The organism is Elusimicrobiota bacterium (assembly GCA_016722575.1).
Classification (GTDB): Bacteria; Elusimicrobiota; Elusimicrobia; order FEN-1173; family FEN-1173; genus JADKIY01.
Genome location: JADKIY010000009.1, coordinates 1 through 12,229 on the forward strand (window position 1 = coordinate 1; position 12,229 = coordinate 12,229).

The 12,229-nt window shown below is 72.5% G+C and carries 15 protein-coding genes; 11 read left to right on the top strand and 4 right to left on the bottom strand.

Annotation, left to right across the window (positions count from 1 at the left end; genetic code table 11):
* Nucleotides 1-205 precede the first annotated feature (205 nt).
* On the bottom strand, nt 206-649 hold the full coding sequence (locus tag IPP68_12395; GenBank protein MBL0351149.1) for a hypothetical protein: 444 nt from the start codon (nt 647-649) through the stop codon (nt 206-208).
* 546 nt (nt 650-1,195) lie between these two features.
* The gene (locus tag IPP68_12400) at nt 1,196-1,390 is read right to left on the bottom strand and encodes a hypothetical protein (protein ID MBL0351150.1); all 195 of its coding nucleotides are present in this window, start codon (nt 1,388-1,390) and stop codon (nt 1,196-1,198) included.
* A 74-nt stretch (nt 1,391-1,464) separates the two neighbouring features.
* Here IPP68_12400 and IPP68_12405 point away from each other — a divergent pair, with 74 nt between their 5' ends.
* From IPP68_12405 to IPP68_12420, 4 genes are all read left to right on the top strand, one after another.
* On the top strand, nt 1,465-1,620 hold the full coding sequence (locus IPP68_12405) for a hypothetical protein (protein ID MBL0351151.1): 156 nt from the start codon (nt 1,465-1,467) through the stop codon (nt 1,618-1,620).
* Nucleotides 1,621-2,493: 873 nt separating this feature from the next.
* The gene (locus IPP68_12410; protein MBL0351152.1) at nt 2,494-2,646 is read left to right on the top strand and encodes a hypothetical protein; all 153 of its coding nucleotides are present in this window, start codon (nt 2,494-2,496) and stop codon (nt 2,644-2,646) included.
* A 126-nt stretch (nt 2,647-2,772) separates the two neighbouring features.
* Nucleotides 2,773-3,303, top strand: coding sequence for a hypothetical protein (locus IPP68_12415; GenBank protein ID MBL0351153.1), 531 nt, complete (start codon nt 2,773-2,775; stop codon nt 3,301-3,303).
* A gap of 109 nt (nt 3,304-3,412) precedes the next feature.
* Nucleotides 3,413-4,024 carry a hypothetical protein gene (locus IPP68_12420; protein ID MBL0351154.1) on the top strand — a complete coding sequence of 204 codons (612 nt, stop codon included), beginning with the start codon at nt 3,413-3,415 and terminating at the stop codon, nt 4,022-4,024.
* Between the two features lie 504 nt (nt 4,025-4,528).
* On the opposite strand, the gene IPP68_12425 is transcribed toward IPP68_12420, so the two are convergent.
* Nucleotides 4,529-4,954: a hypothetical protein gene (locus tag IPP68_12425; GenBank protein ID MBL0351155.1), complete on the bottom strand. Its 426-nt coding sequence runs from the start codon at nt 4,952-4,954 to the stop codon at nt 4,529-4,531.
* Between IPP68_12425 and IPP68_12430 the strand changes: the two genes are divergently transcribed.
* The 7 genes from IPP68_12430 (at nt 4,936) to IPP68_12460 (ending at nt 9,279) form a co-directional block, all read left to right on the top strand.
* Nucleotides 4,936-5,469 carry a hypothetical protein gene (locus IPP68_12430; GenBank protein ID MBL0351156.1) on the top strand — a complete coding sequence of 178 codons (534 nt, stop codon included), beginning with the start codon at nt 4,936-4,938 and terminating at the stop codon, nt 5,467-5,469. The two genes, IPP68_12425 and IPP68_12430, sit on opposite strands and share 19 nt — an antisense overlap.
* Before the next feature lie 790 nt (nt 5,470-6,259).
* Nucleotides 6,260-6,469, top strand: coding sequence for a hypothetical protein (locus IPP68_12435; GenBank protein ID MBL0351157.1), 210 nt, complete (start codon nt 6,260-6,262; stop codon nt 6,467-6,469).
* 96 nt (nt 6,470-6,565) lie between these two features.
* The gene (locus IPP68_12440; protein MBL0351158.1) at nt 6,566-6,703 is read left to right on the top strand and encodes a hypothetical protein; all 138 of its coding nucleotides are present in this window, start codon (nt 6,566-6,568) and stop codon (nt 6,701-6,703) included.
* Between the two features lie 347 nt (nt 6,704-7,050).
* Entirely contained in the window at nt 7,051-7,281 is a 231-nt protein-coding gene (locus IPP68_12445; protein ID MBL0351159.1) for a hypothetical protein, read from the top strand.
* A 57-nt stretch (nt 7,282-7,338) separates the two neighbouring features.
* Nucleotides 7,339-7,491: a hypothetical protein gene (locus IPP68_12450; GenBank protein MBL0351160.1), complete on the top strand. Its 153-nt coding sequence runs from the start codon at nt 7,339-7,341 to the stop codon at nt 7,489-7,491.
* 294 nt (nt 7,492-7,785) lie between these two features.
* On the top strand, nt 7,786-8,373 hold the full coding sequence (locus IPP68_12455) for a hypothetical protein (GenBank protein MBL0351161.1): 588 nt from the start codon (nt 7,786-7,788) through the stop codon (nt 8,371-8,373).
* A gap of 180 nt (nt 8,374-8,553) precedes the next feature.
* The gene (locus IPP68_12460; protein MBL0351162.1) at nt 8,554-9,279 is read left to right on the top strand and encodes a cadherin repeat domain-containing protein; all 726 of its coding nucleotides are present in this window, start codon (nt 8,554-8,556) and stop codon (nt 9,277-9,279) included.
* A gap of 1,248 nt (nt 9,280-10,527) precedes the next feature.
* On the opposite strand, the gene IPP68_12465 is transcribed toward IPP68_12460, so the two are convergent.
* On the bottom strand, nt 10,528-10,836 hold the full coding sequence (locus IPP68_12465; GenBank protein ID MBL0351163.1) for a hypothetical protein: 309 nt from the start codon (nt 10,834-10,836) through the stop codon (nt 10,528-10,530).
* Nucleotides 10,837-12,229 lie beyond the last annotated feature (1,393 nt).

Below are 12,229 nucleotides of genomic sequence, written 5' to 3' on the forward strand. Positions count from 1 at the left end.
CCTGACAGGCAGCACGCGCTGGGCGGCGTTGACGATCGCCGGGGCGACGGGCAGCAGTACGGCGCTGGCGGTCTGACCCTCACCGGCAACGACGTCAGCCTGGGCAACTGGCGGGCTGGCGGCCGGAGTGAAGTGGCGCGAGCACGCGTCACCGCGGCCGACAACGCCGGACCAGATCCGGGCTCGGTCACGCGACGGGGACCACCTACAACCAGAACCAGCTGGCCTGAACGCCGGCGCGGCGACCAATGCCGATACCTGAAGTGGCCGGCAGTGCAGCGGCGGCCTTGACCACCATCACCACCAGCGCCGACACGGTGACGGTGACCGGCGCGGTGGATCTGAACGAGGCGCAACCTGACGGTCGAACAGCACCAACGCCGGCGGCGACGCGCGGGGGCAGAGGCGGCGTCAGCTTCAACCAGACCATCGACGGCGCCGGCGCCTTGACCCTGACAGGCGGCACGCTGGGCGACGTGACGATCGCGGGGGCGACGGGCAACAGCTTTACGGCGCTGAGCAGTCTGGGAGCCTCACCGGCAACGACATCAGCTGGCAGCACGCATCGGCGGGCTGGCGGCGGGGTGAGGTGGCGCGAAGCAACGTCACCGCGACCGACGGCGACGGACCGGATGCGGGGCTCGATCACGCTGACAGGACCACCTACAGCAAGAACCAGCTGAGCCTGAACCCATGGCGCGGCGACCAATGCACATGCAAGTGGCCGGCGGTGCAACGGCAGCCTAGACCACCATCACCACCAGCGCCGACACGGTGAGCGGTGAAGCCGGGGCAGTGGATCCAGACGCGCGCACCCTGACGGTCGACAACATTCAACGCCGGCGGCAGGCGCGGCGGGGGCGGCGATCGCTCAGCCAGACCATCGACGGCGCCAGCGCCTTGACCCCTGACGGGCGGCACGCTGGGCGACGTGAGCGACCACGGGGCGACGGGCAACGCACGGCGCTGAACGAGCGACCTCACCGGCAACGACATCAGCCTGGGCAACATCAGCGGGCTGGCGGCGGGGGAGTGGTCGAAGACGCGACTCCGCGACCACGACGCCCGGACCGGATGCAGGCTCGATCACGCTGACGGGGGACCTACAATGGAGCCGGCTTCGAGCCTGAACGCCGGCGCGGCGACCGATGACGTGCAAGTGCGGCCGGCGGTGCGGCGGCCAGCCTGACCACCATCACCACAGCGCCGACACGGTGACGGTGACCGGGCCAGTGGATCTGAACACCGCACCTGACGGTCGACTCGCACCAACGCCGGCGGCGGCGGCGAAGGCGGCGATCAGCAACCAGACCATCGGCGGCGCCGGCGCCTTGACCTGACAGGCGGCGCTGGGCGACGCGACGATCACGGGGGCGACGGGCAACGGCACGGCGCTGGGCGTTCGGGGCCTCACCGGCAACGACATCAGCCTGGGCAACATCGGCGGGCTGGCGGCGGGGGTGAGTGGCGCAGCAACGTCACCGCAGCCGACGCGCAGCCGGACCGGATGCGGGCTCGATCACGCTGACGGGGACCACCTACAACCAGAACCAGCTGAGCCTGAACGCCGGCGCGGCGACCAATGCCGTGCAAGTGGCCGGCGGTGCGGCGGCGGCTTGACCACCATCACCACCAGCGCCGACACGGTGACCGGGTGACCGGGGCGGTGGATCTGAACGCGCAACCTGACGGTCGACAGCACCAACGCCGGCGGGCAGCGCGGCGGGGGCAGCCATCAGCTTCAACCAGACCATCGCCGGCGCCGGCGCCTTGACCCTGACGGGCGGCACGCTGGGCGACGTGACGATCACGGGCGACGGGCAACGGCACGGCGCTGAGCAGTCTGGAGCCTCACCGGCAACGACATCAGCCTGGGCAACATCGGCGGGCTGGCGGCGGGGGTGAGTGGCGCGACCAGCGTCACCGCGGCCGACGGCGCCGGACCGGATGCGGGCTCGATCACGCTGACGGGACCACCTCACAGCAGAACCAGCTGAGCCTGAACGCCGGCGCGGCGACCAATGCCGTGCAAGTGGCCGGCGGTGCGGCGGCGGCCTTGACCCACCATCACCACCAGCGCCGACACGGTGACGGTGACCGGGCGGTGGATCTGAACGCGCGCAACCTGACGGTCGACAGCACCAACGCCGGCGGCAGCGCAGCGGGGCGGCGATCAGCTTCAACTGGACCATCGACGGCGCCGGCGCCTGACCCTGACGGGCGGCACGCTGGGCGACGTGACGATCAGGGGCGACGGGCAACGGCACGCGGCGCTGGAGCAGCCTGAGCCTCACCGGCAACGACATCAGCCTGGGCAACATCGGCGGGCTGGCGGCGGGGGTGAGTGACGCGAGCAGCGTCACCGCGCCGACAGCGCCGGACCGGATGCGGGCTCGATCACGCTGACGGGGACCACCCAACCAGAACCAGCTGAGCCTGAACGCCGGCGCGGCGACCAATGCCGTGCAAGTGGCCGGCGGTGCGGCGGCGACCTTGACCACCATCACCACCAGCGCCGACACGGTGACGGTGACCAGGGCGGTGGATCTGAACGTGCGCAACCTGACGGTCGACAGCACCAACGCCGGCGGCAGCGCGGCGGGCGGCGATCAGCTTGACCAGACCATCGACGGCGCCGGCGCTTGACCCTGACGGGCGGCACGCTGGGCGACGTGACGATCCAGGGGCGACGGGCCACGGCACGGCGCTGAGCAATCTGAGCCTCACCGGCAACGACATCAGCCTGGGCAACATCGGCGGGCTGGCGGCGGGGTGAGTGGCACGAGCAACGTCACCGCGACCGACGGCGCCGGACCGGATGCGGGCTCGATCACGCTGACGGGGACCACCTACAACCAGAACCAGCTGAGCCTGAACGCCGGCGCGGCGACCTGTGCCGTGCAAGTGGCCGGCGGTGCGGCGGCGGCCTTGACCACCATCACCACCAGCGCCGACACGGTGACGGTGACCAGGGCGGTGGATCTGAAGCGCAACCTGACGGTCGACTGCACCAACGCCGGCGGCAGCGCGGCGGGGGCGGCGAGCAGCTTCAACCAGACCATCGACGGCGCCGGCGCCTTGACCCTGACGGGCGGCACGCTGGGCGACGTGACGATCACGGGGGCGACGGGCAACGGCACGGCGCTGAGCAGTCTGAGCCTCACCGGCAACATCAGCCTGGGCAACATCGGCGGGCTGGCGGCGGGGGTGAGTGGCGCGAGCAGCGTCACCGGCCGACGGCGCCGGACCGGATGCAGGCTCGATCACGCTGGACGGGGACCACCTACAACCAGAACCAGCTGAGCCTGAACGCCGGCGCGGCGACCAATGCCGTGCAAGTGGCCGGCAGTGCGGCGGGCGGCCTTGACCACCATCACCACCAGCGCCGACACGGTGACGGTGACCGGGGGCGGTGGATCTGAACGCGCGCAACCTGACGGTCGACAGCACCAACGCCGGCGGCAGCGCGGCGGGGGCGGCGATCAGCTTCAACCAGACCATCGACGGCGCCGGCGCCTTGACCCTGACGGGCGGCACGCTGGGCGACGTGACGATCACGGGGGCGACGGGCAACGGCACGGCGCTGAGCAGTCTGAGCCTCACCGGCAACGACATCAGCCTGGGCAACATCGGCGGGCTGGCGGCGGGGGTGAGTGGCGCGAGCAGCGTCACCGCGGCCGACGGCGCCGGACCGGATGCGGGCTCGATCACGCTGACGGGGACCACCTACAACCAGAACCAGCTGAGCCTGAACGCCGGCGCGGCGACCAATGCCGTGCAAGTGGCCGGCGGTGCGGCGGCGGCCTTGACCACCATCACCACCAGCGCCGACACGGTGACGGTGACCGGGGCGGTGGATCTGAACGCGCAACCTGACGGTCGACAGCACCAACGCCGGCGGCAGCGGCGCAGGGGGCGGCGATCAGCTTCAACCAGACCATCGACGGCGCCGGCGCCGACCCTGACGGGCGGCACGCTGGGCGACGTGACGATCACGGGGCGACGGGCAACGGCACGGCGCTGAGCAGTCTGAGCCTCACCGGCAACGACATCAGCCTGGGCAACATCGGCGGGCTGGCGGCGGGGGTGAGTGGCGCGAACAGCGTCACCGCGGCCGACGGCGCCGGACCGGATGCGGGCTCGATCACGCTGACGGGACCACCTAACCAGAACCAGCTGAGCCTGAACGCCGGCGCGGCGACCAATGCCGTGCAAGTGGCCGGCGGGGCGGACGCCCTTGACCACCATCACCACCAGCGCCGACACGGTGACGGTGACCGGGGCGGTGGATCTGAACGCGCGCAACCTGACGGTCGACAACCAACGCCGGCGGCCGCGCGGCGGGGGCGGCGATCAGCTACCAGACCATCGGCGGCGCCGGCGCCTTGACCCTGACGGGCGGCACGCTGGGCGACGTGACGATCACGGGGCGACGGGCAACGGCACGGCGCTGGCGATCAGCCCCGGCAACGACATCAGCCGGGCAACATCGGCAGGCTGGCGGCGGGAGGGAGTGGCGCGAAGCACGTCACCGCGGCCGACGGCGCCGGACCGGATGCGGGCTCGATCCGCTGACGGGGTACAACCAGAACCAGCTGAGCCTGACCGGCGCGGCGACCAATGCCGATGCAAGTGGCCGGCGGTGCGGGCGGCCTTGACCACCATCACCACCAGCGCCCACGGTGACGGTGACCGGGGCGGTGGATCCGACGCGCGCAACCTGACGGTCGACAGCACCAACGCCGGCGGCAGCGGCGGGGGCGGCGATCAGCTTCAACCAGACCATCGACGGCGCCGGCGCCTTGACCCTGACGGGCGGCACGCTGGGCGACGTGACGATCACGGGGGCGACGGGCAAGGGCACGGCGCTGAGCAGTCTGAGCGTCACCGGCAACGACATCAGCCCGGGCAACGGCGGGCTGGCGGCGGGGGTCAGTGGCGCGAACAGCGTCACCGCGGCCGACGGCGCCGGACCGGGATGCGGGCTCGATCACGCTGACGGGGACCACCTACAACCAGAACCAGCTGAGCCTGAACGCCGGCGCGGCGACCAATGCCGTGCAAGTGGCCGGCGGTGCGGCGGCGGCCTTGACCACCATCACCACCAGCGCCGACACGGTGACGGTGACCGGGGCGGTGGATCTGAACGCGCGCAACCTGACGGTCGACAGCACCAACGCCGGCGGCAGCGCGGCGGGGGCGGCGATCAGCTTCAACCAGACCATCGACGGCGCCGGCGCCTTGACCCTGACGGGCGGCACGCTGGGCGACGTGACGATCACAGGGGCGACGGGCAACGGCACGGCGCTGACCGGTCTGAGCCTCACCGGCAACGACATCAGCCTGGGCAACATCGGCGGGGCTGGCGGCGGGGTGAGTGGCGCGAGCAGCGTCACCGCGGCCGACGGCGCCGGACCGGATGCGGGCTCGATCACGCTGACGGGACCACCTACAACCAGAACCAGCTGAGCCTGAACGCCGGCGCGGCGACCAATGCCGTGCAAGTGGCCGGCGGTGCGGCGGCGACCTTGACCACCATCACCACCAGCGCCGACACGGTGACGGTGACCGGGGCGGTGGATCTGAACGCGCAACCTGACGGTCGACAGCACCAACGCCGGCGGCAGCGCGGCGGGGCGCGCGATCAGCTTCAACCAGACCATCGACGGCGCTGGCGCCTTGACCCTGACGGGCGGCACGCTGGGCGACTGACGATCCACGGGGGCGACGGGCAACGGCACGGCGCTGAGCAGTCTGGAGCCTCACCGGCAACGACATCAGCCTGGGCAACATCGGCGGGCTGGCGGCGGGGGGGGGGGGGGGGGGGGGGGCACCCCAGCCGGGGGAGGGGCGGGGGGGGGGGGGGGGCGCCGGGGGGGGGTGTCGGGGGGGGAAAGGGGGGGGGGGGGGGGGGGGGGGGGGGGGGGGGCCGGGAAAGGGGGGGGGGGGGGGGGGGGGGGGGGGAGGGGGGGAGAAAAAACAAGAAAAAAGACCGGGGGGGGGGGGGGGGGGGGGGGGGGGGGGGGAGGGGGGCAGGAGGGGGGGGGGGGGGCGCCGGCGGCCGGCGGGGGGGGGGGGCGGGGGGGGGGGGGGGCGGGGGGGGGGGGGGGGGCGGGGGGGGGGGGCCGGGGGGGGGGGGGGGGGGGGGGTCCCGGTCCCCGGGGGGGGGGGGGGGGGGGGGGGGGGGGGGGGGGGGGGGGGGGGGGGGGGGGGGGGGGGGGGGGGGGGGGGGGGGGGGGGGGGGGGGGGGGAGGGGTGAGTGGCGCGAGCAGCGTCACCGCGGCCGACGGCGCCCGGACCGGATGCGGGCTCGATCACGCTGACGGGGACCACCTACAACCAGAACCAGCTGAGCCTGAACGCCGGCGCGGCGACCAATGCCGTGCAAGTGGCCGGCGGTGCGGCGGCAACCTTGACCACCATCACCACCAGCGCCGACACGGTGACGGTGACCAGGCGGTGGATCTGAACGCGCGCAACCTGACGGTCGATAGCACCAACGCCGGCGGCAGCGCGGCGGGGGCGGCGATCAGCTTCCAACCAGACCATCGACGGCGCCAGCGCCTTGACCCTGACGGGCGGCACGCTGGGCGACGTGACGATCACGGGGGCGACGGGCAACCGGCGCACGGCGCTGAGCAGTCTGAGCCTCACCGGCAACGACATCAGCCTGGGCAACATCGGCGGGGCTGGCGGCGGGTGAGTGGCGCGAGCAGCGTCACCGCGGCCGACGGCGCGCCGGACCGGATGCAGGCTCGATCACGCTGACGGGGACCACCTACAACCAGAACCAGTTGAGCCTGAACGCCGGCGCGCGACCAATGCCGTGCAAGTGGCCGGCGGTGCGGCGGCGGCCTTGACCACCAACCACCAGCGCCGACACGGTGACGGTGACCGGGGCGGTGGATCTGAACGCGCAACCTGACGGTCGACAGCACCAACGCCGGCGGCAGCGCGGCGGGGGAGGCGATCAGTTCAACCAGACCATCGACGGCGCCGGCGCCGGGGGCGGCGATCAGCTTCAACCAGACCATCGACGTCGCCGGCGCCTTGACCCTGACGGGCGGCACGCTGGGCGACGTGACGATCACGGGGGCGACGGGCAACGGCACGGCGCTGAGCAGTCTGAGCCTCACCGGCAACGACATCAGCCTGGGCAACATCGGCGGGCTGGCGGCGGGGGTGAGTGGCGCGAGCAGCGTCACCGCGGGCCGACGGCGCCGGACCGGATGCAGGCTCGATCACGCTGACGGGGACCACCTAACCAGCAGAACCAGCTGAGCCTGAACGCCGGCGCGGCGACCAAGCCGTGCAAGTGTCGACGGTTGCGGCGGCACCTTGACCACCATCACCACCAGCGCCACGGTGACGGTGACCGGGGCGGTGGATCTGAACGCGCGCAACCTGACGGTCGACAGCACCAACGCCGGCGGCGCGCGGCGGGGGCGGCGATCGCTTTCAACCAGACCATCGACGGCGCCGGCGCCTTGACCCTGACGGGCGGCACGCTGGGCGACGTGACGATCACGGGGCGACGGGCAACGGCACGGCGCTGAGCAGTCTGAGCCCTCACCGGCAACGACATCAGCCTGGGCAACATCGGCGGGCTGGCGGCGGGGTGAGTGGCGCGAGCAGCGTCACCGCGGCCGAGGGGGGGGGGGGCGGCGCCGGACCGGATGCGGGCTCGATCACGCTGACGGGGACCACCTACAACCAGAACCAGCTGAGCCTGAACCTGGCGCGGCGACCAATGCCGTGCAAGTGGCCGGCGGTGCGGCGGCAACCTTGACCACCATCACCACCAGCGCCGACGGTGACGGTGACCGGGGCGTGGATCTGAACGCGCGCAACCTGACAGTCGACACCAACGCGGCGGCAGCGCGGCGGAACGGCGATCAGCTTAAGCCAGACCATCGGACGGCGGGCGCCTGGACCCTGACGGGCGGCACGCTGGGCGACGGACGATCACGGGCGACCGGCACCGCACCGGCGCTGGGCAGTCCGAGCCTCACCGGCAACGACATCAGCCTGGGCAACATCGAGCGGGCTGGCGGCGGGGGTGAGTGGCGCGGGCAAACGAGCGTCACCGCGGCCGACGGCGCCGGACCGGATGCGGGCTCGATCACGACGAGGCCACCCAACCAGACCACGGCGAGGCCTGAACGCCGGCGCGGCGACCAATGCCGTGCAAGTGGCCGGGCGTGCGGCGGCGGCCTGACCACCATCACCACCAGCGCCGACACGGTGAACGGTGACCGGGGCGGTGGATCTGAACGCGCCGACCTGACGGTCGAGCAGACCAACGCCGGCAGCAGCGCGGCGGGGCGACCCCAGCGGCTGGATCCAGACCATCAACAGCGCCGGGCGCCTTGACCCTGGCGGGCGGCACCGCTGGCCAACGACTTCGAGACCGCGGCCAACACGCGCAACCTGACGGGCACGGCCACCGACGGCACCAACAGTCGACGGGCTGACGGCGACGAGCAGAACCTGAACGACAACGCGCCGGTCTTCGGCGCCGGCAGCTACACCTTCGGCTACAACGAGAACCAGGTGGCCGGTGCCGTGCTGGGCACGGTGACGGCGACCGACGCCGACCTGACCACGCCGACCTTCAGCATCACGGCGGGCGACCCCAGGGGCTGGTTCCAGATCAACGCCGCGGGCCAGATCAGCCTGACCGCGGCGGGGGTGGCCTCGCTGGCCAACGACTTCGAGACCGCGGCCAACACGCGCAACCTGACGGTGCAGGCCACCGACGGCACCAACAGTTCGACGGTGACGGTGACGCTCAACGAGCAGAACCTGAACGACAACGCGCCGGTCTTCGGCGCCGGCAGCTACACCTTCGGCTACAACGAGAACCAGGTGGCCGGTGCCGTGCTGGGCACGGTGACGGCGACCGACGCCGACCTGACCACGCCGACCTTCAGCATCACCGCGGGCGACCCCAGCGGCTGGTTCCAGATCAACGCCGCGGGCCAGATCAGCCTGACCGCGGCGGGGGTGGCCTCGCTGGCCAACGACTTCGAGACCGCGGCCAACACGCGCAACCTGACGGTGCGGGCCACCGACGCCGGCAGCAGCGCGGCGGGGGCGGCGATGGCTTCAACCAGACCATCGACCAGCGCCGGCGCCTTGGTACCTAACGGGCGGCACGCTGGGCGACGTACGATCACGGGGCGGCAGGCAACGGCACGGCCGCTGACCAGTCTGACCTCACCGGCAACGACATCGGCCTGGGCAACAGTGGCAGCGCTGGCGGCCCAGGGTGAGTAGCGCGACCGGCATCACCGCGGCCAAGACAGCGCCGGCACAGACGCGGACTCGATCACGCGGCCGGGCACCCCTACAACCAGAACCAGTTTGAGCGGCCTGAACGCGGGCGCGGCGGCCAATACCGGTGCAAGTGGCCCGGCGGCGCGAGCGGCAGCCTTGACCACCCATCACCACCAGCGCCGACGGTGACGGTGACCAGGCGCGGTGGATCAGGCGCCTTGACAGCCTGACGGTGGACAGCACCGCCGCTGGCAGCAGCGCGGCGGGAACAACTATCAGCTTCAACCAGAACCGTCGACGGCGCGGGCGCGCTTGACCTCCAACGGGCGGCACGCTGGGCGACGCGGGCGATCCGGGGGCGACCGGGCAACGGCGCGGCGCTGACCGATTTGACCTCACCGGCAACGGCTGACATCAGCCTGGGCAACATCGGCGGCGCGGCGGCCGAGAGGTCAATGGGCGCAACCGGCGTCACCGCCGACCGGCGACGCGCGGACGGGATGCAGGCTCGATCGCGCTGACGGGGACCACCTACAACCAGAACCAACTGAGCCTGAACGCCGGCGCGGCGACCAATGCCGTGCAAGTGGCCGGCGAGATGCGGCGGCAGCCTTGACCACCCCCTCTCCACCAGCGCCGACGCGGTCGGTGACCGGTGCGTGGATCTGAACTGCCGCACAGACCTGACAGTCGACAGCACCAACGCCGGCGGCGGCGCGGCGGGCGCCAACATCGGCCATCCAGACCATCGACGGCGCCGGCGCCTAGACCCTGACGGGCGGCACGCTGGGCGACGTGACGATCACGGGGGCGGCGGGCAGCAGCACGGCGCGCCCCGCCCCCCCCCTCCCCCCGGGGGTGAGGAGTCTGAGCCTCACCGGCGGCGACATCAGCCTGAGCGGCATCGGCGGGCTGGCGGCGGGGTGAGTGGCGCGAACTGCAGCACCGCGACCGACGGAACGCCGGACCGGATGCGGAGCTCGATCACGCTGACGGGGATCCACGAACCAGCCCGGGCGGGCTGAACACGCCGGCGCGGCGACCAACCGTACAAGTGGCCGAAAGCGGTGCGGCGGCGGCCTTGACCACCATCACCACCAGCGCCGACACGGTGACGGTGACCGGGGCGGTGGATCTGAACGCGCAACCTGACGGTCGACTTAGCACCAACGCCGGCGGCAGCTCAGCGGGGCGGCGATCAGCTTCAGCCAGACCATCGATGGCGCCGGCGCCGCCCCGACCCCCTGCCTAACGGGCGGCACGCTGGGCGACGTGACGATCCGGGCGACGGGCAACGGCGGCGCTGAGCCGTCTGAGCCTCACCGCCAACGACATCAGCCGGGGCAACATCGGCGGGCTGGCGGCGGGGTGAGTGGCGCGAACAACGTCCACCGCGACCGACAGCGCCGGACCGGATGCGGGCTCGATCACGCTGGCGGGGACCACCAGCAGCCAGACCAGCTGAGCCTGAACGCCGGCGCGGCGACCAATGCCGTACCGAAAGTGGCCGGCGGTACGGCGGCAGCCTTCGACCACCATCACCACCAACGCCGACACGGTGACGGTGACCGGGGCAGTGGATCGAACGCGCGCAACCTGACCGGTTAACAGCCCAACGCCGGCAGCAGCGCGGGCGGGGCGGCAATCAGCTTCAGCAGACCATCGACGGCGCCGGCGCCCCGACCCTGACGGGCGGCGCCGGAGCGACGTGACCGATCCACGGGGCGACGGGCAACGGGCACGGCGCTGAGCAGTCTGAAAGCCTCACCAGCAACGACATCAGCCTGGGCAACATCAGCGGGCGGCTGGCGGCCGGGGTGAGTGGCGCGAGCAACGTCACCGCGACCGACAGCGCCAGGACCAGATGCAGGCTCGATCACGCTGACGAGGCACCTACAACGAGACCGGCTGAGCCTGAACGCCGGCGGCGCGGCGACCAATGCCGTACAAGTGGCCGGCGGTGAAAGCGGCGGCCTTGACCACCGTCACCAGCCAGCGCCGACACATTGACGGTGACCGGGGCGGTGGATCTGAACGCGCGCAACCTGACCGGTCGACAGCACCAACGCCGGCGGCAGCGCAGCGGGGGCGGCGGTCCCAGCTTCAACCAGACCATCGACGGCGCCGGCGCCTTAGACCTGACGGACGGCACGCTGGGCGACGTGACGATCACAGGGGCGACGGGCAGCAGCACGGCCCTGGGCGAGCAGGCCTCACCGGCAACGGCGTCATCCTGGGCGGCATCGGCGGGCTGGCGGCGGGGGTGGTGGCGCGAAACAGCGTCAACGCGGCCGACAGCGCCGGACCGGATGCCCGGGCTCGATGCGCTCACGAGGGACCACCCACGGGAGGGACCAGAACCAGCGGAGCCTGAACGCCGGCGCGGCGACCAATGCCGTGCAAAGTGGCCGGCGGTGCGGCGACGGCACCCCGTCCACCATCACCACCAGCGCCGACACAGTGACGGTGACCGGGGCAGTGGTTCTGAACTGCACGCGCAACCTGACGGGTCACGACAGCACCAACGCCGGCAGCAGCTGGCGCGGCGGGGCGGCGTCAGCTTCCAGCCCGGACCATCGACAGCGCCGGCGCCTTGACCCTGACGGGCGGCACGCTGGGCGACGTGACGATCCGGGAGCGACAGGCGGCAACCGCGGCCGCTGAGCGATCTGATCCTCACCGGCGACATCAGCCCCTGGGCAACATCGGCGGAGCTGGCGGCGGGGTGAGTGGCGCAGGCTGGCAATCACCGCGACTGAAACAGCGCCAGCCCGGACCGGATCTGAGGCTCGGTCCATGACGGGACCACCTGTGGAACCAGCTGAGCCCTGAACGCCGGCGCGGCGATTAATGCCGAGTAAAGAGTGGCCGGCGGTGCGGCGGCGGCTGACCACCATCACCTACCAGCGCCGACACGGTGACGATGACCGGGCGGTGGATCTGAACGCGC